The sequence below is a fragment of the Tenacibaculum ovolyticum DSM 18103 genome, from assembly GCF_000430545.1.
In the GTDB taxonomy this organism is placed as follows: domain Bacteria; phylum Bacteroidota; class Bacteroidia; order Flavobacteriales; family Flavobacteriaceae; genus Polaribacter; species Polaribacter ovolyticus.
The window spans coordinates 27,177-51,903 of record NZ_AUMF01000019.1 but is presented as its reverse complement, the minus strand read 5'-3'; the positions used below and the strand labels follow the sequence as shown (position 1 = coordinate 51,903).

The 24,727-nt window shown below is 28.7% G+C and carries 30 protein-coding genes; 6 read left to right on the top strand and 24 right to left on the bottom strand.

Going from position 1 to position 24,727, the window contains the following annotated elements; all coding sequences use genetic code 11:
• Positions 1-35: 35 nt before the first annotated feature.
• The 4 genes from ccoG (at position 36) to H518_RS0107465 (ending at position 3,646) form a co-directional block, all read left to right on the top strand.
• The gene (gene ccoG, locus H518_RS0107480; RefSeq protein ID WP_028888478.1) at positions 36-1,457 is read left to right on the top strand and encodes a cytochrome c oxidase accessory protein CcoG; all 1,422 of its coding nucleotides are present in this window, start codon (positions 36-38) and stop codon (positions 1,455-1,457) included.
• A gap of 124 nt (positions 1,458-1,581) precedes the next feature.
• On the top strand, positions 1,582-2,028 hold the full coding sequence (locus H518_RS0107475; protein WP_028888477.1) for a FixH family protein: 447 nt from the start codon (positions 1,582-1,584) through the stop codon (positions 2,026-2,028).
• The gene (locus H518_RS0107470; RefSeq protein WP_028888476.1) at positions 2,028-2,726 is read left to right on the top strand and encodes a sulfite exporter TauE/SafE family protein; all 699 of its coding nucleotides are present in this window, start codon (positions 2,028-2,030) and stop codon (positions 2,724-2,726) included. Before H518_RS0107475 ends, H518_RS0107470 begins: the two co-directional genes overlap by 1 nt.
• 83 nt (positions 2,727-2,809) lie before the next feature.
• Positions 2,810-3,646 (top strand): universal stress protein, encoded by an 837-nt coding sequence (locus H518_RS0107465; RefSeq protein WP_028888475.1) that lies wholly within the window; start codon positions 2,810-2,812, stop codon positions 3,644-3,646.
• 51 nt (positions 3,647-3,697) lie between these two features.
• On the opposite strand, the gene H518_RS0107460 is transcribed toward H518_RS0107465, so the two are convergent.
• The 9 genes from H518_RS0107460 to H518_RS0107420 all read right to left on the bottom strand — a co-directional run bounded on the left by H518_RS0107460 (position 3,698) and on the right by H518_RS0107420 (position 12,572).
• Positions 3,698-4,834 carry a mycothiol transferase gene (locus H518_RS0107460; protein WP_051263708.1) on the bottom strand — a complete coding sequence of 379 codons (1,137 nt, stop codon included), beginning with the start codon at positions 4,832-4,834 and terminating at the stop codon, positions 3,698-3,700.
• A 78-nt stretch (positions 4,835-4,912) separates the two neighbouring features.
• Positions 4,913-5,617, bottom strand: a complete 705-nt coding sequence (locus tag H518_RS0107455) for a DUF4369 domain-containing protein (RefSeq protein ID WP_028888473.1) — start codon at positions 5,615-5,617, stop codon at positions 4,913-4,915.
• Between the two features lie 39 nt (positions 5,618-5,656).
• Positions 5,657-6,919: a DUF819 family protein gene (locus H518_RS0107450; protein WP_028888472.1), complete on the bottom strand. Its 1,263-nt coding sequence runs from the start codon at positions 6,917-6,919 to the stop codon at positions 5,657-5,659.
• Positions 6,920-6,950: 31 nt separating this feature from the next.
• Positions 6,951-7,610, bottom strand: a complete 660-nt coding sequence (locus tag H518_RS0107445) for a DUF2490 domain-containing protein (RefSeq protein WP_028888471.1) — start codon at positions 7,608-7,610, stop codon at positions 6,951-6,953.
• 82 nt (positions 7,611-7,692) lie between these two features.
• Positions 7,693-10,890 carry a VPS10 domain-containing protein gene (locus H518_RS0107440; protein ID WP_028888470.1) on the bottom strand — a complete coding sequence of 1,066 codons (3,198 nt, stop codon included), beginning with the start codon at positions 10,888-10,890 and terminating at the stop codon, positions 7,693-7,695.
• Positions 10,891-10,984: 94 nt separating this feature from the next.
• On the bottom strand, positions 10,985-11,149 hold the full coding sequence (locus tag H518_RS20805) for an Arc family DNA binding domain-containing protein (protein ID WP_081411166.1): 165 nt from the start codon (positions 11,147-11,149) through the stop codon (positions 10,985-10,987).
• A gap of 2 nt (positions 11,150-11,151) precedes the next feature.
• Entirely contained in the window at positions 11,152-11,361 is a 210-nt protein-coding gene (locus H518_RS0107430; RefSeq protein ID WP_028888469.1) for a hypothetical protein, read from the bottom strand.
• 105 nt (positions 11,362-11,466) lie between these two features.
• Positions 11,467-11,625 carry a DUF4177 domain-containing protein gene (locus H518_RS20800; RefSeq protein ID WP_081411165.1) on the bottom strand — a complete coding sequence of 53 codons (159 nt, stop codon included), beginning with the start codon at positions 11,623-11,625 and terminating at the stop codon, positions 11,467-11,469.
• Positions 11,626-11,711: 86 nt separating this feature from the next.
• On the bottom strand, positions 11,712-12,572 hold the full coding sequence (locus H518_RS0107420) for an SPFH domain-containing protein (protein ID WP_028888468.1): 861 nt from the start codon (positions 12,570-12,572) through the stop codon (positions 11,712-11,714).
• Between the two features lie 120 nt (positions 12,573-12,692).
• Between H518_RS0107420 and H518_RS0107415 the strand changes: the two genes are divergently transcribed.
• On the top strand, positions 12,693-13,481 hold the full coding sequence (locus tag H518_RS0107415; protein WP_028888467.1) for a S1/P1 nuclease: 789 nt from the start codon (positions 12,693-12,695) through the stop codon (positions 13,479-13,481).
• Between the two features lie 84 nt (positions 13,482-13,565).
• On the opposite strand, the gene H518_RS0107410 is transcribed toward H518_RS0107415, so the two are convergent.
• The 8 genes from H518_RS0107410 to H518_RS0107370 all read right to left on the bottom strand — a co-directional run bounded on the left by H518_RS0107410 (position 13,566) and on the right by H518_RS0107370 (position 19,149).
• On the bottom strand, positions 13,566-14,075 hold the full coding sequence (locus H518_RS0107410) for a ClbS/DfsB family four-helix bundle protein (RefSeq protein WP_028888466.1): 510 nt from the start codon (positions 14,073-14,075) through the stop codon (positions 13,566-13,568).
• An 84-nt stretch (positions 14,076-14,159) separates the two neighbouring features.
• Positions 14,160-14,576 (bottom strand): hypothetical protein, encoded by a 417-nt coding sequence (locus tag H518_RS0107405; protein ID WP_028888465.1) that lies wholly within the window; start codon positions 14,574-14,576, stop codon positions 14,160-14,162.
• Positions 14,569-14,961 carry a hypothetical protein gene (locus H518_RS0107400; RefSeq protein WP_028888464.1) on the bottom strand — a complete coding sequence of 131 codons (393 nt, stop codon included), beginning with the start codon at positions 14,959-14,961 and terminating at the stop codon, positions 14,569-14,571. The genes H518_RS0107405 and H518_RS0107400 overlap by 8 nt, the downstream gene beginning before the upstream one ends.
• A gap of 3 nt (positions 14,962-14,964) precedes the next feature.
• Entirely contained in the window at positions 14,965-15,516 is a 552-nt protein-coding gene (locus H518_RS0107395; RefSeq protein ID WP_028888463.1) for a TetR/AcrR family transcriptional regulator, read from the bottom strand.
• Positions 15,517-15,741: 225 nt separating this feature from the next.
• On the bottom strand, positions 15,742-16,161 hold the full coding sequence (locus tag H518_RS0107390; protein ID WP_028888462.1) for a DUF2147 domain-containing protein: 420 nt from the start codon (positions 16,159-16,161) through the stop codon (positions 15,742-15,744).
• Positions 16,162-16,734: 573 nt separating this feature from the next.
• Positions 16,735-17,310, bottom strand: coding sequence for a Crp/Fnr family transcriptional regulator (locus H518_RS0107380; RefSeq protein ID WP_028888460.1), 576 nt, complete (start codon positions 17,308-17,310; stop codon positions 16,735-16,737).
• A gap of 289 nt (positions 17,311-17,599) precedes the next feature.
• A complete protein-coding gene (locus tag H518_RS0107375) occupies positions 17,600-18,736 on the bottom strand; it encodes an FAD-dependent monooxygenase (protein ID WP_028888459.1) in 1,137 nt (378 codons plus the stop codon).
• On the bottom strand, positions 18,733-19,149 hold the full coding sequence (locus H518_RS0107370; protein WP_028888458.1) for an LIC_13387 family protein: 417 nt from the start codon (positions 19,147-19,149) through the stop codon (positions 18,733-18,735). Before H518_RS0107370 ends, H518_RS0107375 begins: the two co-directional genes overlap by 4 nt.
• 78 nt (positions 19,150-19,227) lie before the next feature.
• Between H518_RS0107370 and H518_RS0107365 the strand changes: the two genes are divergently transcribed.
• Positions 19,228-19,854: a TetR/AcrR family transcriptional regulator gene (locus H518_RS0107365; protein WP_028888457.1), complete on the top strand. Its 627-nt coding sequence runs from the start codon at positions 19,228-19,230 to the stop codon at positions 19,852-19,854.
• Positions 19,855-19,884: 30 nt separating this feature from the next.
• Here H518_RS0107365 and H518_RS0107360 read toward each other — a convergent pair whose 3' ends face one another.
• The 7 genes from H518_RS0107360 to H518_RS0107330 form a co-directional block, all read right to left on the bottom strand.
• Positions 19,885-20,442 (bottom strand): YdcF family protein, encoded by a 558-nt coding sequence (locus H518_RS0107360; RefSeq protein ID WP_028888456.1) that lies wholly within the window; start codon positions 20,440-20,442, stop codon positions 19,885-19,887.
• Between the two features lie 250 nt (positions 20,443-20,692).
• Entirely contained in the window at positions 20,693-21,133 is a 441-nt protein-coding gene (locus tag H518_RS0107355) for a carboxymuconolactone decarboxylase family protein (RefSeq protein ID WP_028888455.1), read from the bottom strand.
• A 73-nt stretch (positions 21,134-21,206) separates the two neighbouring features.
• Positions 21,207-21,662: a hypothetical protein gene (locus tag H518_RS0107350; RefSeq protein WP_028888454.1), complete on the bottom strand. Its 456-nt coding sequence runs from the start codon at positions 21,660-21,662 to the stop codon at positions 21,207-21,209.
• Positions 21,663-21,706: 44 nt separating this feature from the next.
• Complete coding sequence (locus H518_RS0107345) at positions 21,707-22,282, bottom strand: Crp/Fnr family transcriptional regulator (RefSeq protein WP_028888453.1); 576 nt, start codon at positions 22,280-22,282, stop codon at positions 21,707-21,709.
• 156 nt (positions 22,283-22,438) lie between these two features.
• The gene (locus H518_RS0107340) at positions 22,439-23,452 is read right to left on the bottom strand and encodes an NAD-dependent epimerase/dehydratase family protein (RefSeq protein ID WP_155995182.1); all 1,014 of its coding nucleotides are present in this window, start codon (positions 23,450-23,452) and stop codon (positions 22,439-22,441) included.
• 61 nt (positions 23,453-23,513) lie between these two features.
• Positions 23,514-24,083, bottom strand: a complete 570-nt coding sequence (locus H518_RS0107335) for a Crp/Fnr family transcriptional regulator (protein WP_028888451.1) — start codon at positions 24,081-24,083, stop codon at positions 23,514-23,516.
• 149 nt (positions 24,084-24,232) lie between these two features.
• The gene (locus H518_RS0107330) at positions 24,233-24,652 is read right to left on the bottom strand and encodes a nucleoside-diphosphate kinase (RefSeq protein ID WP_028888450.1); all 420 of its coding nucleotides are present in this window, start codon (positions 24,650-24,652) and stop codon (positions 24,233-24,235) included.
• Positions 24,653-24,727 lie beyond the last annotated feature (75 nt).

The window sequence follows — 24,727 nt, the reverse complement described above, 5'->3', positions numbered from 1 at the left end:
GATAATTAATAATTGAGGTTTTTTAATAGTTAGTAATGGAAACACCCGAGAACGAACAATTTAGAGACAGTATTGGTACTATAAATAGTGAAGGTAAACGTGCTTGGGTGTATCCAAAAAAACCAAGTGGAAGATTTTATAAATACAGATCTTACGTTAGTTATTTTTTGCTGTTAATTTTATTAGCTGCTCCGTTTATAAAAATAAATGGGAACCAGTTTTTATTATTTAATGTTATAAAACGGAAGTTTAATATTTTTGGGTTTCCTTTTTGGCCACAAGACTTTCATTTGTTAGTGGTTTCAATGATTGTAGGCGTGGTATTTATTATTCTATTTACCGTAGTTTTTGGTCGGATTTTCTGTGGATGGATTTGTCCGCAAACCATATTTTTAGAAATGGTTTTTAGAAAAATTGAGTATTGGATTGATGGAGATAGAGGAAAGCAAATTCGTTTAGAAAAGCAACCTTGGAATTCAGAAAAGATTAAAAAGAGGTTATTAAAGTGGTTTATCTTCTTTATCATTTCATTTTTAATAGCAAATGTGTTTTTAGCTTATTTAATTGGTGGAGATACCGTTATAAGCTATATAACAGGTAACCCGTTTGATAATACAAGCACCTTAATATCATTATTAATATTTACAGGAGTTTTCTATTTCATATTTGCTTGGTTTAGAGAACAAGTATGTATTATTGCTTGTCCTTATGGTAGGTTACAAGGAGTTTTATTAGATAATAAAACAATTAATGTAGCTTATGATCACGTACGTGGTGAAGGTGAAAAGGGAAGGGCTAAGTTTAGTAAAAAAGAGGATAGAGCAACAACAGGTAAAGGAGATTGTATAGACTGTTTTCAGTGTGTAAATGTTTGTCCTACAGGTATAGATATTAGAAATGGTACACAGTTAGAATGTGTAAACTGTACAGCTTGTATTGATGAATGTGATCATATTATGGAAAAAGTAGGTTTTCCTAAAGGATTAATTCGTTTTGCAAGTGAAGAAAACATAGAAAAGAAAACACCTTTTCAGTTTACAGCTAGAATGAAAGGCTATACGGCTGTCTTAGGAATTTTAATAGCTGTTTTAATAGGAATGTTATTTTTAAGGAATGATGTTGAAGCAACTATTTTAAGATTACCAGGACAATTATATGAACATAAAGAAAACGGAATTATAAGTAATATTTATACTTATAAAGTAATTAATAAAACAACAAAACAGATTGATGATGTTAGTTACAAACTATTATCTCATAAAGGAAAAATAGAAACAGTAACACATCAAGACTTTGAAGTTCCAAAGCAAGGATTAGCTGAAGGAACATTATTTATAGAGTTGCATCAATCTGAAATGAAAAAAGATAAAATAAATCTTAGAATAGGTGTTTATAGTGGAGATAAATTAATAGAAACCACTAAAACTAATTTTTTAGGACCAAGAAGTTATCGATAATTTTGTTACCTCGAACATTATTGAAAAGTAAAAATATTTTACTTTGAAGATAGAAACGTAGTTTGCGAGAGGTTAGTAAAAATAGGTCTCGACTGCGCTCGACCTGACATAAAAAATAATAAAAATGAAACTAAACTGGGGCACGGGTATAGTAATTGCAATTATAGGATTTATGAGTTTTATTATGTATTTCGTTATATCAATGAGTACAGGTGAAAATTATAATCATGATTTAGTATCTGAAGAATATTATAAAAAAGAATTAGAATTTCAAGGAAACATAAATGCAACAAAAAATGCAAAAGAATTAAACGAAAATATTAAGATAAAAAGAATATCAGAAGGGTTAAAAATCTATTTTCCAACAGAATTTAACCCTAAAGATATAAAAGGAAAAGTGTTCCTATATAGACCATCTAATAAGCAATTGGATTTTGAAATTCCGATTTCAATTTCCAATACATATTTGCTCGTGCCTGAGAAACGTTTGTTAGGTGGTCGTTGGAACATTATAGTTTCTTGGGACTACAAAAATAAGGCATATTTATTTGAGAAAGAGATAAACTACTAATGTTTGTTTCTGCAATCATATTAGGTTTGTTAGGTAGTTTTCATTGCATTGGTATGTGTGGGCCTATAGCTTTTATGCTGCCTGTTGATAGAACAAATAAACTAAAGCAGTTATTTCAAGTTGCGAGTTATCATCTAGGACGACTATTTACATATAGTTTAATAGGATTGTTATTCGGTTTCTTAGGAAAAGGATTTTACTTTTTTGGTTTTCAACAACAACTATCAATTATAGTTGGAATATCAATGATTCTAGTAATCTTATTACCTAAAACTTTTCAGAAATACAACTTCTCAAAATCAATAAATAGATTGGTTATGAAAGTAAAATCTTCATTAGGAAAAGAACTTAAGAAAAAAAGAAATGATACTTTTTTTACCATTGGTTTTTTAAACGGTTTTCTTCCTTGCGGATTGGTATATATGGCCATTTTTGGAGCATTAGCAACTACAAATTCACTTTCAGGTAGTTTGTATATGTTTATTTTTGGTTTAGGTACAGTTCCGTTAATGACAACCGTTGTTTACCTTGGTAATTTTACAAATGGAATAACACGTAAAAGAATTCAACAAGCAATTCCGTATGTAGTTGTTCTTATCGGAATATTATTTATACTTAGAGGTTTAGGATTAGGAATACCCTATGTTTCTCCATTACCAGTTAAAAACTTTGTAGATTCTATAGAAGGGTGTCATTAAAAAATTAAGGATGATAAAAGTCATACTTTATAAGCCCTATTTTAAGTAACTTAGATTAGAAGTTAAACCAAAATTATAATCTTATGAAAAAAATTATAGTCCCTGTAGATTTTTCAATTTATTCAGAAAATGCATTACAAACAGCTGCTTTTATAGCAAAAAAAAACAATGCAGAAATCATTGTAGTTCATATGCTTGAACTTTCAAACGCAGTAATTACCCAATCAGACACTTCTTCAAGTGAAGAGGCTTTCTTTTACTTAAAATTAGCAGAGAAAAAAATTAACGCTTTTTTACAGAAGGAATATTTATCAGATGTAAAAGTAACTCCTATAATTAAGCATTTTAAGATATTTAGTGAACTAGATGAGTTAGCTAAAGAAGAAGGTGTAGATTTTATTATTATGGGATCTAAAGGTACTAGCGGACTCAAAGAAATGTTTATTGGTTCTAATACAGAAAGAGTAATACGTCATGCAAATGTACCTGTATTGGTTATTAAAGATAAGCCGATTACTAAAGAAATAGAGAAAGTTGTTTTTGCATGCGATTTTTCTGATGATGATGTTGCTCCTTATTTGAAAGCTAAAACTTTTTTCGGAAAATTAGGTTGTGATATACAATTGGTATATGTTAATACACCTTCTGCTAAATTTAGTAGCTCTAAAGAAGTAGAAGAAAAGATGGTTTCCTTTTTTAACAAAACAAATGAGGATATTAGTAAAGTAAATGAAGTGAAAATAGTCTTTGATTATACTGTAGAGCAAGGAGTACTATATTTTGCTAATAAAAGTAAAGCAGATATTGTTGCAGTAGCGACTCATGGAAGAAAAGGGATTTCTCATTTCTTTGAAGGTAGTATTGCTGAAGATATTGCAAATCACAGTGAATTACCAATACTTTCATTTAAAATTAAATAAAAGATTGCAAAACAAAAAACTCGATACTAACATTAGTATCGAGTTTTTTATTTAGTGTTTAACAACTCCTTTTATTTTCACTTTCTTTTTTAGTTCAGGTAGTCTCTTTTTTAAAAACAAAATTTGACCTAAATGACTCGATTGATGTTCCATTACATGAAACCAAGCATATTGATTTGAAATTCCTTTTCCAGGATTAACACTTTTAAACCATTTATCATCCTTCTTTCTTAGCTCTTCAATAGTTTTTTGTCTAACATTATTATAAATTTTTAAATAATAGCTAATTGGTTTTCCTTGTAAAACATCTCTACCTTTAGTCTCTAAATTCATTCCCGCATCCCAAATATTTTCATTTGTTTTGTTAACAAGAGTTTTATTAAAAGTATATTTTTGATAATAGGCTTCAGCAGCAGCTAAATGCATTATTAAGGCTCCAATTCGATTTGCTTTAACATCATGTAAATGATCTACGTGTTCTTGTGGTAAGTCTTTTACAATTCTTTCAACTCTAGCTTTTAAATCTTCTAACATAGAAATCATACTTTCAATTTCCGGATTCTCAGCATTTTCCTTCCCTATTTTACCATCTTCTTGTTCAGGAACTTTTATACCTCTACCAGAAATTAGAAGAGATTTTTTTCCTGAAAAACTATCATTACTAGTTGTTAATGAGTATTCTTTAACTCTAACAGTTTTATTACTAATAATGGCTTCATTCCAATTTTCAATTACGTTATTTATTATATCGCTTTCAAAATCATTATTAGAGATATTTAATTTTTGAAATTTACCATTATCACCTTCAATAAGTAATTTAAAATTATCAAATAAAAATTCACCATTATATAAGCATAAACCTCCAAAACTTAAAGATTTTGAATTTTTTCCAATCTCACCTTCAATTGTATATTCTTTCCACTGATTAATTTTTACTTTTCTGTCGCTCATATTATCAAAAAAACCAGGTTCACCATCTTTGGTATCAATCCTAACCCATATACCTGCCCATGCTTTACTATCGTTAGGCTTAACTTTTAGGTTTGCGATTAATTTAAATTTCTTTTTTGAATTTGAATTGATATCAATTGTTTGAACAAATGAAGTCCAGTCTCTAGAGACAGCCTTTTGCTGTCCATAAGAAAAAATGGTAAGTGTAAATAGTAAGAAAGAAAGTTTAATTTTCATGATTCTTTTTTTTCAAATTTAAACAAAAAAAAACTTAGAATTAATTCTAAGTTTTTTTTAAAAATATTTAAGTGGGTTTTATTTACCCTCTTTAGTTTTAATTTTTGTTATAAAATTTTGGAACTTTTTACCATAGTCTGAACTTTTAACGTTTTTAGATAAGCTACTATTAATAGTATCTAATAATTTAATATTTGCATTAAATAATTCTGTTAAAGCAATGTAAGGCGCAGCTTCACTATCAGCATGAGCAATGGCAAAATTTGTAGAAAATAAGAAACGACGACGAACCATTTTTTTATAGTCTAAAGCTATTCTGTTTATAAGTTCTTCGTCTTTAGCTTGGCGTGCTTCTAAATCTTGTTTAATAAAATCTAAATTTTGCTCTTTAAATTTACGATCAATGTCACGAAATTTATTCATCACTTCTTGATTCTTAGAACCTTTTATTTTTGGACTAAAGCCAAATTCTTCTAATTTATCATTAATAGTTATTTCACCTTTTTCACCAAAAAACATTAAACGTTTGTCTCTTGTGTTTTCATCAAAAGTTATGTAGTACATTACAGGAGATTCAATATTATCTGACAATGTAAATTTGTCATCACCCAATAACGCCATAGAATCAACAGAAACTAATACTGTATCTTTCATTTTTTGAAGATATAAAGTACCTTTTTTAAGTCCTTTAATTTGACCTTTAACAATCATGTTTCCTTCTTTTTTAGAAGAACATGCGAAAGCGATAACGGCAAAAACAAAAATGGTAATAAATTTTTTCATGTGATTATAAATTTGGAGTTGCAAATATGCAGAATTCTCTTATAAGGTTGCGGATAATTCCATTAAAATTGTACACAAAATTGCTCCATATGTACCAACAACATAACCGAAAACGGCTAATAACACCCCTACTGTAGCTAAAGATGGGTGAAAAGCAGCTGCAACAACAGGTGCAGAAGCGGCAGCTCCTACGTTTGCTTGACTACCAACGGCTAAGAAAAAATAGGGTGCTTTTATTAATTTGGCAACTAATATTAGTAAACCAGCATGAATACCCATCCAAATAACACCAATTATTAATAAACCTGGGTTATCAAAAATAGTTGTTAAATCCATTTTCATACCAATCGTAGCAACTAAAATATAAATAAAAACACTACCAATTTTACTTGCTCCTGCACCTTCATAATTTTTAACTTTAGTAAATGATAACAAAATTCCAATAAGAGTAGCTATAGTAACCATCCAAAAGAATTTTGAAGAAAAAGATGATAAAGAAGATGTTTTATCAGCAACAGCAGCAAAGTTTGAGGTTAAATAACTTGATATATTATCAGCTCCAAAATGAGCAATTCCAACAGCACTAAAAGCTATAGATAATATAATTATTATATCTGTTAGTGATGGAACACGAGTTATGTTTTCGGTAAATTTTGAAACTCTACTTTTTAGTTTTTCTATAGCAGTTGTATCTGCATTTAACCACTTGTTTATCTTGTTGTTTTTTCCAATACCAATTAATAGAATAGCCATCCAAATATTACCAACAACAATATCTACTAATACCATTTTACCATAATTAGCAGGGTTGTATTGATAAATTTCAAGCATAGCAGCTTGATTTGCTCCTCCACCAATCCAACTTCCGGCAAGTGTTGATAAACCTCTCCAAACGGCATCAAAACCAGCACCACCAACTGTTTCTGGAGATACAATAGAAATTAATAATATAGCAATCGGTCCTCCAATAATTATACCTACAGTTCCGGTAAAAAACATAATTAATGCTTTTGGTCCTAAATTGAAAATTGCTTTTAAATCAATACTTAAAGTCATTAATACTAATGAAGCTGGTAAAAAATATCTACTAGCTATAAAATAAGTTTGCGTTTTGTCAGCAGAAATTAGTCCTAAAGAATTAAAAACAGAAGGAATTAAATAACACATTAGAACTCCTGGAACAATCTTATAAAACTTAGGCCAAAACCCTGAAGTTTTAGATTCTGTGTAAAATACAAGTCCTAGTGAAAACATTAGAATTCCAAATACTATTGCATCATTAGTAAAAGTGGGTGCAGTCATCTTTAAATTAGTTTTTTGCTAAAATAGCTTTTTATTTCTTTTTACGATGGTCTGTATTAATAGCAATACCTAAAAGTATTCTATTAAAATTACCTCCACCGTTAGTACTTATTTTTTGATAGCCTGCTTTAAGTTTTATTTTTTTATTTACATTGTATTTAAAGCCTGCTCCAAGCCAGTTTTGATTAAATGCTTCTCCATCAAGATCAAAAAACACTTCATTATATAAATAGGTAGACCATTTGTTATTTAAAGGATAACTTAAAGCTATTTGATAGCGTAATAAATGTGCTGTAGTTGAGTTAAAAAAACGTTGCTCAGCTCTAAAACGATGCGCGAACCCTAAAGAATTCATTTTATGTTTTATATTAAAATCTTCATAAACACGATGCTCATTTATTTCACCACCGTTACTATTAAAACTAGCATCTGTATTTAAAAAGGAGTACCCCAAAGTAGCACTTAAATTATTATTTATTTTATAGTTACCTCCTAATCTACCAATAAATTGCTGCATATCATCACCAATTTCAAAAAAGCGAAAATGAGCCATTGTTTTTAAACTTATTTTATTAGAAAGTTGATGCGACCCGTTATACATATACCAAGCCCCTAATTCGTTTTGTGGATTACTCTGTGCAATGTTTTTTAAAGAGAATAATACAAATAATATAAAAATACTTTTTTTCATGTTTGCAGTTGTTTTAATATTAAAATCTCCTACTTTTCAGTAAGAGATTTTGGTGTTATACTAGTATTCAAAAATAAATAATTTACTTTAAAGAGAATATTGCAGTTTCTTTAAAAGGTGAAATATTTATATTTTCAACCGATTTTTTATAAGTTAACCAATCTTTATTAAAAAAGGTGTTCGTTTTCTTTAAGCCTTCTTCTAAAGAATTTTTAAACTGATTGATTAGTTGTTTTTCAGTAGTTGTTTGTTCTCCAAATCTACTACCTGCATACCATCTAGCACTCCCTAAACGTTGATTTATAGTTACTGTTGCATTGCGTGTAATTCCTTGACGTTTGTCAATTTCTCCTAAATATAAGGCAATTAGTTTATCTATTTTTTTAATAATTTCTTTAGATGATTCTATTTCTTTTTTATATTTTTCCTTGTCTTCTTTCGCTAATTTAGATTTTAAAGAGCTCGCTGTGTTTTTGCTTTCAACTAGCTGTTTTACAACATTAGCCATTTTTTCTTGATAGGTTTCAAGTTGTTTATTAGCTTCATATTTTTGATTGATAGCCTCTTTAGAAATTTGCAAACGTGGATCAAATTCAACATTTATGTTTTGTTCAGAAACAATAGCACCAAATGTCATTCTTAATTTATAAACTCCAGGTTTAACAGATACACCACCAGGTTCTCTGGTTTGCTTTCTTATTTTTCTTGAAGCTCTAGCAACACCTTTTTCTCTTAAATACCAAGTTGTTTTGTGTATCCCATTTTCTTTTGGAGCTTTAAATTTTAATGTTCTAATTTGTCTTACTCCATCAAAAATTTCTAGCTTTATTGAGTCGTATTTAATTTTGTTTTCTATAGGGGTACTAGTATCAACATTCTTCTTCTTTTTTGTTTCTTTTTTATCAATTTTATTAGGCTTGTTAATGTAATAAGAAATAATAGCCCCTCGTTTTCTGTTTTCTCCCTGATATATTGCATCAGCACCAAACCTACTGCCTGTTGGTTGTTGTGTTGCCGCTTGATAAGCGGTTGGGGGAGTAAATAATTTTAATTTTTCACTAGTTACATTGTTATTTGCAATTGCTCTTAGTGGACGAATATCATCTAAAACCCAAGCAGCTCTTCCAAAAGTACCTATTATTAAATCGTTTTCTCTTGGGTGAATTACCAAATCTTTTACAGGAACAGTAGGGAAGCCTTCTGTCCACTTCGTCCATTTATTACCAGCGTTAATAGAAATGTATAAACCATCATCAGTACCTAAAAAAAGTAAGTTTTTATTTTTTGGGTCTTCAACAATACATAAGACATAACTTTGTACATCATTTTTGTTTACAATACGTTCCCATGTTTTTCCATAGTTTTTTGTTCTGTAGGCATAAGGAGTATAATTAAAACGACGATAATCATTTGCAACTAATAAAGCTTCTCCTTTATTTTTATTAGATGCTTTAATTTGAGTAATCCAACTGTTTTCAGGTAAGTCTTTTATATTTTTAGAAACGTTTACCCAAGTTGCACCACCATTTTTAGTAATATGTACTTGTCCGTCATCAGTAGCAGCCCATAGCATGTCTTTTTCAAGAGAAGAAGGTTCTACAACTAAAACAGTACAATGGTTTTCGGCACCAGTAGCATCCATAGTTAAACCACCACTTTCAGCTTGTTTTAATTTTTCTGGATTATTGGTTGATAAGTCTGGTGAAATTACACTCCATGTTAATCCTTTGTCTGTAGATTTATGTACAAATTGACTACCGAAGTAGAGGGTTGAGTTATCAAAGGGATCAATATTAATAGCAGCATTCCAATTAAAACGTAGTGCTATTTTTGGGTCTGAATGTGTAGGACGTACTGTGTAGTTGTTTCCTGTTTTATAATCATAACGTGAAACAAATCCTTGTTGACTCATCGTCCAACCATAACGAGAATCATCTTTATCGGGAACAACGTCAAAACCATCACCAAAGCTAATTTCTTGCCAATATGAATTTCTAATTCCTTGTGTTTTCCATACATATGCAGGGCCACGCCACGAGCCATTATCTTGCATTCCTCCATATACGTTATATGGATATTCGTTGTCAACATTTATATGATAAAACTGAGCAACGGGAAGGTTACCTATAAAACGCCATGTTTTTCCGCCGTCTTTGGTAATGTTTAAACCACCATCATTACCATCAATCATAAATTTTCCGTTTGTTGGATGTATCCACCAAGCATGATGATCAGGATGTACACCATTGTCTACACCATAAGCAGGCATTAATTGTTTAAATGATTTTCCGCCATCTTGCGACACATTTATGTAAGTGAAAACGGTATATAATCTATTTTCATTTTGTGGATCTACATAGATTTCTGAATAATAGAAAGGACGATTTCCGATACCTGGCTTATCATTTATTTTTTTCCATTTAAAACCACCATCTTCACTTTTATACAGAGCATTTTTAGTTGCTTCAACTAAAGCATAAATAACATCAGGATTTGAACGTGATATAGCAACACCAATTCTTCCTAATTCTCCTTTAGGAAAACCTTCTTCTTGTGTAATTTTTTTCCAGTTCTCACCACCATCATAAGTAATGTACATACCACTTCCTTTTCCTCCAGATTTAAAAAACCAAGGATCACGTTTATGTTCCCACATGGTTGCAATTAACTTATTGGGATTTGAAGGATCCATAATTAAATCTGCAGCACCTGTTTTTATGTTGTTGTATAAAATTTGTTTCCAAGTTTTACCACCATCTGTAGTTTTATAAACACCACGTTCTTTATGCTCTCCCCATGGTGAGCCTATAGCAGCAACGTATACTATATTAGGGGTTGTAGGGTCTATTATTACACGATGAATATGACGTGTTTTTTCTAATCCCATAGCTTTCCAAGTTTTACCACCATCTAATGATTTATAGATACCAAAACCACCATTTAAACTATTTCTAGGATTTCCTTCTCCTGTTCCTGCCCAAATAACACTTGGGTTTGATTGTTGAATAGCAATTGCACCAATCGAGGCAGTTAATTCTTTCTCAAAAATAGGTTTCCATTTAATTCCACCAGAGGTAGATTTCCATATTCCACCAGAAGCTGTACCAACGTACATTATATCTGGATTAGATTGTACAACATCTATTGTTGTAACTCTTCCGCTCATTCCGCCAGGGCCAATATTTCTTGGTTTCATGTTTTTTACCATATCCATAGAAAATTCTTGAGAGAATAGGATTGTAGTGACTAGTAAAAATAGGATTGAAAATAGTCTTTTCATTATAATTAGTTTGATTGTAGAGAACAAGTTACAAAATAGAAAAACACTCAATATTTATTGAGTGTTTTTTAACATATAATTAAGAAGTTAATGATTATTCTTCTTTCTTTTTAGGTTCACGTTTGGCTTCTTTAAGAGCTTGCATAAGCATCCATTCGATTTGCCCGTTTGTAGAACGGAATTCGTCTGCAGCCCATTTTTCAATAGCTTTTATCATGTCTTCATTTATGCGAAGTGCAAATGCTTTCTTCTTAGCCATTCTTATTTTTTTACAAAGGTAATAACGGTTTTTATTAATTTTTCTGATTTTTCACTTTTATTATACTCTTTTTTTAAAATGCGAAAATCTTTATTGTTATTAATTATTATTGTTGCATTGGTATCTTTTTTAATTTTTTCGGGTTTTACTTTACCAAAAGAAGCAATGATATTAAAAGAACATATAATTATAAATATGATTACTCTAATCATGGTAATTTATTTTTATAGCTTTCTAAAAATGATATCATTTTATATATAACTGTTACTTTTTTAAATATTCTCTACTTTATACTAGTAGTTAACCAACATTTTAATTTATCTATTTTTATCTCTTTCAAAAGTTATTCTTGCAGAGTTTTCTGCAATATGAATAACTCTCCATCCACTTCTGGCGTATTCATTTAGGAAGTCTTCTAATCTTTGATTATTGTTAGTGAATCCCATTTTCCAATTAATTACTTTATATTCTTTCATTATTTTATTTTTATTGATTAAATAAAGCTAATCTAATACCAATTTTGGTTCTTATTCCATAACCTATTGAAATATAAAAAGTTTTTTTAATGACTTAATGTTCCTGTGTTTAGAACAGGTGAAGCTTCTTTATCACCACATAAGATAACTAATAAGTTACTAACCATAGCTGCTTTACGTTCTTCATCTAAATCTACAATTTGTTTTTTATTTAATTCTTCTAAAGCCATTTCAACCATTTCTACAGCTCCTTGTACAATTTTATGACGTGCTGCAACAATAGCCGTTGCCTGCTGGCGTTTTAACATAGCACTTGCAATTTCTTGAGCATATGCTAAATACCCAATACGAGCTTCTAAGACCTCTATTCCTGCTATAGATAAGCGTTCATCTATTTCTTTTTCTAAAGCTTCAGAAACTTCGTTAACACTAGAACGTAAGGTAATATCTTCATCATGTCCTTCATCAGCAAAGTTGTCATAAGGGTACATACTAGCTAATTTTCTAACGGCAGCATCTGTTTGAACTCGAACAAAGTTTTCATAATTATCTACATCAAAAGCAGCTTTATAAGTGTTTGTTACACGCCAAACTAAAATGGTAGATATCATTATTGGGTTACCTAATTTATCATTCACTTTTAAACGTTCACTATCAAAATTACTTGCTCTTAATGATATTGTTTTCTTTTTATATAACGGGTTTGCCCAAAACAAACCATTGTCTTTAATGGTTCCTACATATTTACCGAAAAGTAAAATTACTTTAGAGGTATTGGGGTTTACTAAAATGAAACCAAATAGTCCAATAAAACCAATAAGACTAATAAGAAGGTAAACAGGGGTGTCATTATTTACTGTCATCACTATTCCTCCAAATACTAATATTAATACTACTAATAACATTAAATAACCATTTGCTGGTTTTATTGTTTTTTCTGCTTTCATATATGTTTTTATTTAAAATGATATTAAAATGATATCACAAAGGTATAGGTTAATTTATGTTAAAAACAAATTTTTGAGTATATATTTTATATTTTAGCAGAAAATTATACGATTTTATTTATGAAAAACAAGGTATTATTACTGTTCTGTGCTTTTTTAATAAGTGTTTCATCTATAGCAAATAATGAAGATGTTTGGGGGCCAACAGGTCATAGGGCTACAGGGAAGATAGCTGAAAATAATTTAACTAAGAAGGCTAAAAGACAGATAGATAAATTATTACAAGGTGAAAGTTTGGCTTTTGTATCTACGCATGCTGATGAAATAAAATCTGATAGAAAGAAATATGGAAAATTTTATACATGGCACTATGTAAATATGCCATTAAATTCGACGTATGAAAATGAAGATAAAAATCCGAAAGGAGATTTAATTACGGGAGTTAGAACGTGTGTAAAAATTTTAAAAGACGAAAAAAGTTCTATTGAAGATAAGCGTTTTCATTTAAAAATGTTGGTACATTTAATAGGTGATTTACATCAACCAATGCATATTGGACAAAAGGAAGATAAAGGAGGAAATAGCATACAAGTACAATGGCATGGTAAGGGCTCTAATTTGCATAGAGTATGGGATGAGGATTTGATTAGTAAATGGAATATGAGTTATTTAGAATTAGCTAATAATGCTAAAGACTTGTCTAAAGAGCAAGTTAAAGTAATTCAAAAAGGTGATGTTTTAGATTGGATGAAGGATACTCATAAACTTACTAAAAAAGTTTATGGTTCTGCTAAAAAGGGAGATAAATTGCGTTACCGTTATTCATATGATTACTTTCCTATTGTAAGATCACAATTACAAAAGGGAGGTTTACGTTTAGCAAAATTATTAAACGAGATTTTTAGTTAAGAATAAAATATTTTTAATATTCGAAACTCGAAAGCATAGCTTTCGAGTTTTTTTGTTTTTATCTTCTTTACGAATTGTAGTTGTTTATTTATTGAGGGTTTTCTTATGTTTTTTTAATTTCTTGATTGCCCAATCATAATGACTAGAGGTAGCAGAAACGCAATAACTTCCTAAGTTTGTTGTACCTGTCCAAGAAAAGTGTCTTTTAATAAATAACTCATCATTAGAAAATGAATTAATTACTTTCATAGCGTTTAAATGGCTTTCTTTTAATAGTTCTATTGATTCATCATAAGGTGTTTTTTGATGTTTCTCCCAAAACTCAATATTTAACTTGGGATACGTTCTCCAGTTATAAGGTTTTGGTAAAAAGCTAGATTCTGTTCCAGATGTATTGGAATTTACCCAACTTAATAATAATTGATGCCACTCAAATAAGTGTACTAAAATATCACGGATGTTTTTATCTCTGTCTTCAAATAAGAAATTACTTATTTGTTCTTCTTTTGCTAGAGAATTTATTAGGTCAAATAATTCTTGGAAATTTTTTTCACTTAAATTATTTAATTCTTCTTTTGTTTTTGGTCTAGCCATTTCTATACAATTTAATTTTTTTTATAAATTTAATGCTTAAATAATAAAGAAGGCTCTAGTGATTATTTATATAAGAACTTTCACTTACAATATCTTATTCAACTTCCATTTTTTATATCCTCCAAATAAGAATAGTAGACCAATGATTAATGCTATTATAGATTGAATTGTTTCAGGTTTTGTTGTTGTTCCTTTTAATATATTGTAGGATTGCTCTCCAATTGCACGGAAAAGATAAATAAACGCAATCGTAAAAATGCCAAATTTAAAGAAAGGTAATTTTCTTATTTTGCTATCTGCTAGTACACCGTATAATCCAAAAATAAAAAACATTATTGTTACAAATACAGTAAGTAAATATGGTAATGTATGATGAATTTGAGCAAGTTCTTGCATGCCCTTTGCAACACCTGTTTTTTCAAACATTTGTTCGGCCCAAAACAACCCAATAATATGAGAAAAAGCAATAATGATATTTAATATTCCACCTATTTTAAGCATTCTTTTTTGTTTTATTTATTCCAGTAATTGTTAAAATTCCGATGGGAAGAAAAAGGATCCATTGCGGTACTAATAAACCATAATAAAATCCCGTAAAAATAAAAGGCAAGCAGAATGATAGATTTAAATACCCAATTGATTTTATCATTTCAGAATTTGTTGCATATTTTTTTCCAAAACCTGCTGATAATAAAACGTAAGATGTTACTAAAAGAATAATGGTTACCATATGCCAAGCACCAACTAATTGAGAACTTTTATCTAGACTTAATGAGGTTTCAATCATTGGGTTTACAAGTTCTATTTGACCACCAATTAGGTGCATAAAAAAGGTTATAAGGTTTAAAAGTCCTGCAATTATCCAATATTTATTTTTTGTAATCATGTGTTAATATTTAATAAATTGATTTAGTTCAGTTTTTACTTCTTCTATGTAATTTTTACTTTGCTTTTTATAGCGAATCATTTCATGATAGCCTATTAAATATTTGTAGAATAAAGTTGCTTTTATAAGAGCATCGCTTTCTGAAAACCCTATTTGAATTAGTATACTCTTGGTGTAATCAATTCTTTGGTTATCTATTTGATCTATTAGAGTTTGGATTTTCTTATCTTTAAGTGCATACCTTTTTAGAAAAAAAATGAAATCTAAGTAAGGTTCTTTCTTAAATGCTAATGCTATTAATCCATCAAATTTCTCTTTAGCTAATGGTTTACTTTCTACCGTTGTAATTATTTTTTCGGTATCAGTAGTAACCCAAAAAGATATAATTTCACTTAAAAAATCTTTTTTTGTTTTAAAGTGCCAGTAAAAACTTGATTTATTAACTTTTAGTTTCATAGCCATCTTTTCAACGACTATTCCGCTAATTCCTTTTTCAGAAAATAATTTATAACCGAGCATTATCCAGTCCTCTTTTTTCGCTACTATTTTTGGCATTATTTAGACGTTATCGTTTAATAATGTAAATGTATGAAAACTATTTTAATAAACGATAGCGTTTATTAAGGTGTTTAAAGAAAAAACATTCTGAATGTGTTTATAGTAGATTTAATGTGATAAGTTGTGCTTTAATAGCACGTTTTACATATAGTAATCGAATAGGATATTGATGAGGTTTTTTATGGAGGAATGAAGGTGATGAGTTTATAGGTTAGTAGATGCTTAATTTTTACGAATCCAATATTGTGTTCTTCCAAAAAGAGAGAACCCAAGAAAGCCTCGTACTTTTAGCTTGTTTTTAGTTATTAATTTTAAATAACATTTATACGATTTTCCATTTTCTGGATCTAGAATAAAACCTCCATTAAATTCATTTCCTTCCTTTTTTAATTTTTCAATTATAACCAAACCAATTATAGACTGATTTTTTTTGTTTCCGTTACAGGCTTTGCAAAGAGCATTTTCTTCTCCAATAAAACTTTTAATTATTTTGGCAAAATATAGGGAGTTTGTTTTATAAATTTCAATAACTGCTTTTTTCTCTTTGGTTTTGTCATCAAAGGTTTCCCATTGTCCGATAATAGTTTGTGCATTGGTTGTAAGGCTTAATGTTATAATAATTAGAATACTTAAATATTTCATTGTTGATTGTAGTTATAAATTATAAGGTATTATTTTGTTCTATTTTTTGTTAAAATATTAATAGATAGAATTAAGAAAATTAATGCAAAAAGTTCTAAAAGTACTCTGAGCCAATGTAAATACTCCCATGTTTCTAGTGTATGTTTTAGTTGAGTAGTATTAAGAGCTGCATTAAAAAATTGCTGATTGGTTCCTTTAAAATATATGTAAAATAATAGAATACATAAACTGGTAAAAAATAATGAAATAAACGAATGTTTTAATGCTTTTGATTTCGAATAATAACAATATATACTAATAGATATGGGAATTAGTGCCGCAATAACCGTTAGTATAGTGTAAAATTGGCCTATTATTAAGCCAAATAAGGAGTAGTAATCATAGAATTCTGTGGCTGATAAGGTTTTCCAGTGCGTTATTAATAAAAAGCCTTCTGTAATTTGACTTCCTAAAAAAATGGAGAAAATACTAATTAGAAAATATCCTATTATACGGTTCATATAGTTGTCTTATTTAATTAGATACAAAACTATAAGAACCTTTTTACTTAAACATTTACATATGTCGAGGAAATTAAGAGGTTTTGTATTTTTTTCGGACTCTGCTTAATTGAGTTGGGGTTATACCTAAATAGGAGGCTATATGATATTGTGGGATAGTTCTTTCTAGATAAGGAAAGTTTTTTTTCATAATAGCATATCTTTTATCGGCATCAAGTAATGCCATTTCAATTTCTTTCTGTTCTTTTTCTAAAAAATAAAATTCAGCAATTTTTCTACCTAATCTTTCTAAATTATGAGATTTTTCATATAGTTTTTCAATTTCTTTAAAATCAGCAATTAGAATTTCACAATCCGTTAAGGCTTGTTGGGCTATTTTATTAGGTTTTTTAGTAAGTAAAGAGGTGTAAGCTCCTATGATTGATGGGCCTACGAAAAATTGTTTATTGTATTCTTTACCTTGTTGGTTTAAAAAGAAAGCTCTAACAATTCCCGTTTGTAGAAATCCTATATGTTTTGCGTATTCATTCTTTTGAACAAAAAAGTCATTTTTACGTAATCGTATTGGTTTAAAACATTTTAAAAGTTCTTCAGAAGCGTCTTTATTTATGGGGGTAATGTTATTTATATATTTTAATAATTCACTCATTTTTGGCATCAGCAAAATTTAAAGAATTAATTTTTTCCAATTTAATATTATTCTTTGGTCTACTAAAACTTTGTTGGAATAAAGATATTTGTGATTGTAATATTAACTTATAATAATAGCAAGTACTATATATTTTGCTAATAAATATTGAAAAAATAACTTGTTTTTTACCGATGAGTTATTATTTGGTTGTTAATTGAAAGAGTATAAAAAAGTAAGTTCAAAATAATATTTCATATTATTTTGAGCTTACTTTTGTAAAGAACTTGAGAGTATCTCGTTTTTTTACTTAATAATTTAGTTTATATACAGAAGTTGATTGTTTTTCTGAGAGTTTTTTAGGCATTAGTTTTATAATACTATTTCTTAAAAATATAGCAAAGTTGTTTTTTAAATGTGCCATTTTACCCATAGACCAACTTTTGTTTACAATTTGTTCTGCAGTATTTTTTCTTATTTTTTCGAGTTTGTTAAAAGCCTTTTGAGTATTTTTTTCGGAAGCTAAACACTCAGCAATTACATAAGCACTTTCAATTGCTTGACAAGCACCTTGTCCTAAATTAGGTGTTGTAGCATGAGCAGCATCACCAATTAAGCAAACATTATTTTTTTGCCAGGTAGTAATAGGTTTTAAATCGATCATTTCATTAAAAATAATATCACTTTTATTCGTGTTGGCTATTATCTTTTTAACTAATGGATTAAAACTTGAAAAGAGTTCTACTAAGTTTGTATTAGCATATTCCTTTTGGTAATCGTTCTTATAATTAGCAAGCGCATACCAATAAACCTCATTTTCATTTATGTGTACAAAACCAAAACGCTTTCCTTTACCCCATAACTCATTTAACTCAGTTTTATATTTATTAGGAATCGTTAGTTTTACAATGCCTCTCCAACACACTTGCTTTGCAACACGAAGCTTGGTGTTACTAAAAATCGATTTTCTAACCATAGAATGAATACCATCGGCACCAATTAAAATATCTGAGGTTTGTGAAGTTCCGTCTTCAAAATGAATAGAAACTTTATTGTTTTCTTGGTGTACCGATTGTAGCTTTTTGTTTAAGTGTATGGTTACATCAGTTAATTTGTTTACTAAAATAGTGTGCAATGTAGCTCTATGAATTGCATAAGTTTTGGCTTTATATGCTATTTCTGCATTTTGTAAATTTACAGACGTAATTTTGTTCAGTTTTTCATCTGTTATATGTAACGCGTTGGTGTAATTTCCTAAGGATGCAATTTCCTCGTAAATACCTAACCTTTTATACACTTGCATTGCATTAATTGCTAAGTTAATACCAGAACCTGCTTTTCTAAAAACTTTTGAAGCTTCAAAAATTTCAACTTCAAATCCTTTTTGTTTTAGAGCTATTGCTGTTGTTAGTCCGCCAATACCGGCACCTATAATTGCTATTTTCATTTTTTAGTCTTTAAAATTATTGAAAGTGTATAACCAAAAAAGGCAACACCAGTAAATACAATTGGTACGATAAAAAAGTATTTAATTGATAATAGGAGGGCAGTTAAACAAATGATGCTATTAAGAATAGTAATATTGGTTGGAGTAGTAGTTGCTTTATTATTTTTTAACAAGAATAAGTTTAATAGTCCGTAGCCAAAAAGAAGTACCCCCATCATTAAGCTAAAACCATGATGAAAGAAAAAGAGGTTGGATTTACTTCCTAATATATCAACAGGAAATGCTTTCATTTTTAGGATAAAATTATTTTGTAATTCAGTTTTCGGACTTGTTAAATAGGTAATGGTATGTCCAATACCAACAAGTATTAACGACCAACTTGCTATTTTACTACTAATTTTTTGAGAATTCATGATTTCTATAATTTAGGTCAAAGGTACTAATAAAATTAAAAATTAGGTCAATAGTACTATTTTTTTTAAATTTGTGAAATGAAAAAAACCAAAGAGATAATTTTAGATACTTCATTAGAGTTATTTAATTCACTTGGCTTACCTAAAGTAACACTTAGAACAATTGCTAATAAAATGGAGATAAGTCAAGGGAATTTGAATTATCACTTTAAGAAAAGAGAAGCTATTATAGAGGCTTTGTATTTTAGATTGGTTGAAAATATAGATAAGAGTATGGTGGATTTACAACAGTCTAAAACACCTTTTTATTTATTAGTAAACATATCTAAAACGATAATGTTTAACTTTTATGAGTATCGTTTTTTTTTATTAGACTTTGTTCAAATAATGCGAGAAAATAAAAAAATAAAACAGCATTATAATGAGCTCACTATTCAGCGTGAACAACAGTTTACGATGCTTTTTAATTTATTAATAGAAAACGGAATAATGCGAGAAGCAATTTTACCAAACGAATATAAAAATTTGTACAAACGTTTTCAGATTTTAGGCGATTTTTGGGTTTCTGATGCGGTAATAAATAATAATAAGATTACGAAAAAAACAATTGCAAGCTATTCAACAATTTTAACACAGGCTATTTATCCTTATTTAACTGTAAAAGGGCAAGAAGAATATCATGCTCTAATTTCAGAAGATATATAATTATATCTATAATAAGTTTATACACAATTGTTACCCAACATAGTAAGCTACAAACTCTCTAAATAGGGAATAAAAATCTCTAGATTCAAAATAGTTAGGACTTGCACTACTAACATTTGTAAAACCTTGTTTTTTAAATAACATTTTTGTTCGTGTTAAATGAAAGTACTGTGAAACAACTATAACACTTTTAAACCCCAAACTATCTTTTAAATTTAGGGTGTTTTTAACGGTTTTAAGGGTGTTGTCGCCAAAATTATCAACAATAATTAAAGAATCGGGTACTTTATTTTTAAGTAAGAAAGCTTTCATTTTATCACCTTCATAAAACCCTTCTTTACCTAAACCACCACTAACAATTATTTTTTTTACTTGGTTGTTTTTATATAAGTTTAAACCACATTCTAAACGTTTTTGTAATCGTTTAGAAAGCGTGCCATCTATGTTTACTTTATTACCAAGTATTACAGCAACATCAGCCCTTTTATCATTTTTAGCCAGCCCATCAAATGTAATATAAGCTATATGACCAAAAAACCATAGTAATAATATGACTAGTATTAATTTATATTTTTGTAAGATTTTCATTAAAATTATAGCTTAAAAGTAGTACAATAGATTAAAGTTAATTGATGTAAAGTGCCACGTTTTTTTTAGTTTAAAGGTACATGTAATTTTAGTTGAATTTATAAATTGGTTGTAATTTTTACAGCATTCTTTATTTATGATATGTTTTAATGATTTGGTATAGATAAAATGTCATTTTTATGTTTCATAAATAACATTAAGAGTACTTATGAAACATAAAAAATAGGTTTTTAATTTTTCAGTTTGCTATTTAATTATCAATAGGCTTCTGTGTACTTATTGCAATTCTATTCCAAGAATTTATAGTAACTATTGCCATTATTATTTGTGAAAAATAAGTGTCGCCAAATGTTTTAATAGCTTTTTCGTAGGTTTTAGAAGTTAATCCCTTATGATGAATCATAGTTACTTCTTCAGTCATTTGAAGAATAATTTTTTCTTCTTCAGTAAATAAATCCCCTTCTTGCCAAGCATTTAGTAAAAATATACGCTGTTGTGTTTCACCATTTTTTAAAGCTTGCTTAGTGTGCATATCAATACAAAATGGGCATTTATTTAACTGTGAAGCTCTAATTTTTATAAGCTCTTTATGGGTACTACTTAATTTACTTTCTTTTAAGTAATTTTCTAAAGCAAACATCCCTTTATAAGCAGTAGGTTCGGTTGTTTCAATTTGAACTCTTTTATCCATTTTTACTTTGTTTTAGTTTATTACAAAGATAAATTGAGACTTATAGAAAAAACTTAACCTGGTTTAAGAACGGTTAATTATTAGTTTGATGTTCATAAAATTCTAGTGTAAATTCTCTTAAGTACTTAGAATATTTATTATTATCGGATATGTTTTTTAATAAAGCTACGCATTTTTTTAGCGCAACTCCCTCTAAAGAATTAATAAACCTGTTTAATAAAAGAATAGAAGTTATTGTAGCATTTTCGGTATTAAATTTTATTAGTTTAGGATAGTATATTTCATAATCGGGCTTGTTAATACTTTCTATAAAGTGAATAAAGGAAAAATTTTCATCTATCTCTGCATCTTGAGATTTAAGAAATTCAAAAAGTATATCGATTAACTCTTTCTTTTGTGATGTAACCAAAGAATCTATGGGAGTTAGTTGCTCACTAATTTCATCAAAAAAGCCACTGATCTCATAATCTTCGGTCTCTTCAGTTACCTTAAATTTTTTGATTTTTACTATTGCTCCTTTAATTTCCATTTATTTGTTAATTCAATTAATTATTTTTTTATATAAAAAGCTGATTAAGAACGTTTTTTGTTCCTAATTTTACTTACATATTCAGGTGTAAGACCTAAATAAGAGGCAAGTAAATATTGCGGTATTCTTTGAGCAAAATCAGGGTATTTATCAATAAAATTAAAATATATTTCTTCTTTAGAAAAATCATATAAATATTTCATTCTCATTTGAGAGGCTCCAAAAGATATTTGGTAAATTGATCTGAAATATTTTTCAAGTTTTGGAAACTCCTCTAATAATTTTTTTTGCTTATCAATAGAAATCGAGAGGATTTGAGATTTTTCAACTGCTTGAATATGAAAATCGGTTGTGCCTTCATTATAAAAAGCTAAACAATCAGTCATCCACCAATTTTCAATGGCAAATTGAATGGTTCTTTCTACGCCTTTATTATTAACAAAATACATTTGAAGACATCCGCTTAATACAAAATGATTAAAATTACATTTATTAGTAGCTTCAATTATAGCTTCTTTTTTGTTTAAATTTCTAATATCAAAGAAGAGTATAATTTTTTTAAAGTCTTTTTCTTTGATAGTTACAAATTTATTTAGATGTTCAAAAAAATGTTTTGTCATGCTGGGAATTTATACTAAAATTTTAATTTGTAATACTACGTGTAAAGTTAGTTATAAGAAACACAGGGTAGGTAATAGTTGAGGTTATTTTAGTTTTTATAACTGAATAAAATATATTTTTAAAGAAAAACCGCCCTATGCTTTTAAAGTAACTAATTATATAATTTTATTTTCTCTCCAATTGTTTTTTAAATATTTTAAAGCATCTTCTAAAGCTTTTTTTGAAGGAGTAGGGTTAAAATCTAACTCATTTCTTGATTTATTAATGTTGTAATCTTGCTTTAAACCATAAAACATATCTAAATAATGTCGCTGTAATTGAGGTTCTTTCCCTGTAACTTTACTACCAAACTCCATTAAGCTAGCAACAGCGTACAATAAGAATTTTGGCACTTTTTTAGGTGTTTTTAATTTTAGACTTGGGTATAATTCAGCTGCTATTTTTACACTTTCCTGTAAAGAAGTATGTTTTTCGTTTGATAAAATATACCTTTCATTATTCTTACCCTTAACCATAGCGTTATAAGTTCCTAAAGCTACATCTTTTACATCAACCCAATTTAAAGTTACATTGGTATCTACAGGAATTTGTCCTTTTAAAATTTGTAAAACAAGGTTGTTAGAATAGCTTAATTTATAAGCTTTGTCTCCAATCATAGCAGAAGGTAAAACTAAAACAGTTCTAATACCATATTTTTTCCCTAATGCTAATGCTAGTTTATCAGAATCGTTTTTTGAATTGTAATACCAGTTTCTTCGATCTTTATTATATCCATTATTTACATTGGCTGGTAATTTTGAGAAATCTAAACATGCTACAGAACTTACGTATACAATATTTTTGACGCCACATTCTTTTGCAAGATCAAACACATTTTGAGTTCCTTGCATATTATTATCATAAATTTCGGCTAAAGGATCTTTAGCCCACATACTAAAATTTGCTGCTACTGCGTATAAGTTGGTAACTCCTTTAAATGCTTTTTTTAATGATTCTTTGTCGGTAATATCTGCCTGTACAATTTCACAATCTAACCCTTTAAAAGGAGCTACATTATGTATGTTTCTAACAGTTGTTCTTACTTTTTTGTTTTTAGATAGTAATAGTCTAATTAAGTTATTTCCTAAATGCCCGTTTCCTCCTGTTATTAATGAAATTTCGTTACTCATAATTTTTAAATTTAGTAGGAGTAAAATTAAAGTGTATTTAAGAGGAGAGAAATAACATTTGTTAGAAAGTAATTTGTTTTCTAATACGACTTAGAGATTGAGGTTCCATTCCTAAAAAAGAAGCAATATTATCAATAGATACATTTAAGGCTAAATTAGGATATTGATTTACAAATTTTAGATAGCGTTCTTTTGCTGATAAAATTTGAAAATCTTTAACACGTTCTAACTTGCAACTTAAATGCTGGTTAGTTACTTCTTTAACAAGTACAGACCAGAATTTTGTTTCTTCTTGTAAAATGTTAAAATTTGATTTTGATATTTTTAAAAGTTTAGATGCTGTAATTGTTTCATAATAATCTAATGAAGGTATTTCGTTCATAAAACTATCTAAAGACGTAAAAAAATCGTGTGATGCTACAAGATGTTGTACTACAATTTTACCATCAATATTTTGATAACCTTTTACAATTCCTGAATCTAAGTAATAAATATATCGCTCTACTTTTCCTGCTTCAGAAATACTAGTTTGAGCTGTAAGATCTTCTTTTTCAAAATATTTTTCGATTAAGTCAATATCGTTTTGATTTATCGTAATTCTAGATTGTATATAATTAATTAGATTTTTCATTTATAATAATATAAGTGGTAAGAAATTGCATTTTTTATTTTAGTAAGAAGTAAAAGTAATTTTTTTAGAATAAAAGTAAGTTTAGTGTATAAAAAAAACTCGTTACAATATTGCAACGAGTTCTATTATATTTTTTAAGAAGTGTGTTCTTAGAACATTTCTCTACCAGAAAAATGAAAAGCACCTTCAATAGCAGCATTTTCATCAGAATCAGATCCGTGAACAGCGTTTTCACCAATAGAAGTAGCAAACATTTTACGAATAGTTCCTTCAGCAGCATCAGCAGGATTTGTAGCACCGATTAAAGTTCTAAAATCTTCAACAGCATTGTCTTTTTCTAAGATAGCAGCAATAATTGGCCCACGAGTCATAAATTCAACTAACTCACCAAAGAAAGGACGCTCGTTGTGCACAGCATAAAAAGCTTCAGCATCACGCGTAGTCATTTGAGTTTTTTTCATTGCTACGATTCTAAAACCTGCAGCATTAATTTTGTCTAAAATTGCACCAGTGTGTCCGTTTTCAACACCATCTGGTTTAATCATTGTAAAAGTTCTATTTGTTGCCATTATTATAAGTTTCTGTATAAGTAAATAAAATGTAAGTGCAAACTTCGCACAAATCGGCGCAAAAATACACTTTTT

Excerpts from the sequence above, each read along its gene's own strand:
- ccoG (WP_028888478.1), top strand. The coding sequence starts at position 36 with ATGGAAACACCCGAGAACGAACAATTTAGAGACAGTATTGGTACTATA.
- H518_RS0107475 (WP_028888477.1), top strand. The coding sequence starts at position 1,582 with ATGAAACTAAACTGGGGCACGGGTATAGTAATTGCAATTATAGGATTT.
- H518_RS0107470 (WP_028888476.1), top strand. The coding sequence starts at position 2,028 with ATGTTTGTTTCTGCAATCATATTAGGTTTGTTAGGTAGTTTTCATTGC.
- H518_RS0107465 (WP_028888475.1), top strand. The coding sequence starts at position 2,810 with ATGAAAAAAATTATAGTCCCTGTAGATTTTTCAATTTATTCAGAAAAT.
- H518_RS0107460 (WP_051263708.1), bottom strand. The coding sequence starts at position 4,834 with ATGAAAATTAAACTTTCTTTCTTACTATTTACACTTACCATTTTTTCT.
- H518_RS0107455 (WP_028888473.1), bottom strand. The coding sequence starts at position 5,617 with ATGAAAAAATTTATTACCATTTTTGTTTTTGCCGTTATCGCTTTCGCA.
- H518_RS0107450 (WP_028888472.1), bottom strand. The coding sequence starts at position 6,919 with ATGACTGCACCCACTTTTACTAATGATGCAATAGTATTTGGAATTCTA.
- H518_RS0107445 (WP_028888471.1), bottom strand. The coding sequence starts at position 7,610 with ATGAAAAAAAGTATTTTTATATTATTTGTATTATTCTCTTTAAAAAAC.
- H518_RS0107440 (WP_028888470.1), bottom strand. The coding sequence starts at position 10,890 with ATGAAAAGACTATTTTCAATCCTATTTTTACTAGTCACTACAATCCTA.
- H518_RS20805 (WP_081411166.1), bottom strand. The coding sequence starts at position 11,149 with ATGGCTAAGAAGAAAGCATTTGCACTTCGCATAAATGAAGACATGATA.
- H518_RS0107430 (WP_028888469.1), bottom strand. The coding sequence starts at position 11,361 with ATGATTAGAGTAATCATATTTATAATTATATGTTCTTTTAATATCATT.
- H518_RS20800 (WP_081411165.1), bottom strand. The coding sequence starts at position 11,625 with ATGAAAGAATATAAAGTAATTAATTGGAAAATGGGATTCACTAACAAT.
- H518_RS0107420 (WP_028888468.1), bottom strand. The coding sequence starts at position 12,572 with ATGAAAGCAGAAAAAACAATAAAACCAGCAAATGGTTATTTAATGTTA.
- H518_RS0107415 (WP_028888467.1), top strand. The coding sequence starts at position 12,693 with ATGAAAAACAAGGTATTATTACTGTTCTGTGCTTTTTTAATAAGTGTT.
- H518_RS0107410 (WP_028888466.1), bottom strand. The coding sequence starts at position 14,075 with ATGGCTAGACCAAAAACAAAAGAAGAATTAAATAATTTAAGTGAAAAA.
- H518_RS0107405 (WP_028888465.1), bottom strand. The coding sequence starts at position 14,576 with ATGCTTAAAATAGGTGGAATATTAAATATCATTATTGCTTTTTCTCAT.
- H518_RS0107400 (WP_028888464.1), bottom strand. The coding sequence starts at position 14,961 with ATGATTACAAAAAATAAATATTGGATAATTGCAGGACTTTTAAACCTT.
- H518_RS0107395 (WP_028888463.1), bottom strand. The coding sequence starts at position 15,516 with ATGCCAAAAATAGTAGCGAAAAAAGAGGACTGGATAATGCTCGGTTAT.
- H518_RS0107390 (WP_028888462.1), bottom strand. The coding sequence starts at position 16,161 with ATGAAATATTTAAGTATTCTAATTATTATAACATTAAGCCTTACAACC.
- H518_RS0107380 (WP_028888460.1), bottom strand. The coding sequence starts at position 17,310 with ATGAGTGAATTATTAAAATATATAAATAACATTACCCCCATAAATAAA.
- H518_RS0107375 (WP_028888459.1), bottom strand. The coding sequence starts at position 18,736 with ATGAAAATAGCAATTATAGGTGCCGGTATTGGCGGACTAACAACAGCA.
- H518_RS0107370 (WP_028888458.1), bottom strand. The coding sequence starts at position 19,149 with ATGAATTCTCAAAAAATTAGTAGTAAAATAGCAAGTTGGTCGTTAATA.
- H518_RS0107365 (WP_028888457.1), top strand. The coding sequence starts at position 19,228 with ATGAAAAAAACCAAAGAGATAATTTTAGATACTTCATTAGAGTTATTT.
- H518_RS0107360 (WP_028888456.1), bottom strand. The coding sequence starts at position 20,442 with ATGAAAATCTTACAAAAATATAAATTAATACTAGTCATATTATTACTA.
- H518_RS0107355 (WP_028888455.1), bottom strand. The coding sequence starts at position 21,133 with ATGGATAAAAGAGTTCAAATTGAAACAACCGAACCTACTGCTTATAAA.
- H518_RS0107350 (WP_028888454.1), bottom strand. The coding sequence starts at position 21,662 with ATGGAAATTAAAGGAGCAATAGTAAAAATCAAAAAATTTAAGGTAACT.
- H518_RS0107345 (WP_028888453.1), bottom strand. The coding sequence starts at position 22,282 with ATGACAAAACATTTTTTTGAACATCTAAATAAATTTGTAACTATCAAA.
- H518_RS0107340 (WP_155995182.1), bottom strand. The coding sequence starts at position 23,452 with ATGAGTAACGAAATTTCATTAATAACAGGAGGAAACGGGCATTTAGGA.
- H518_RS0107335 (WP_028888451.1), bottom strand. The coding sequence starts at position 24,083 with ATGAAAAATCTAATTAATTATATACAATCTAGAATTACGATAAATCAA.
- H518_RS0107330 (WP_028888450.1), bottom strand. The coding sequence starts at position 24,652 with ATGGCAACAAATAGAACTTTTACAATGATTAAACCAGATGGTGTTGAA.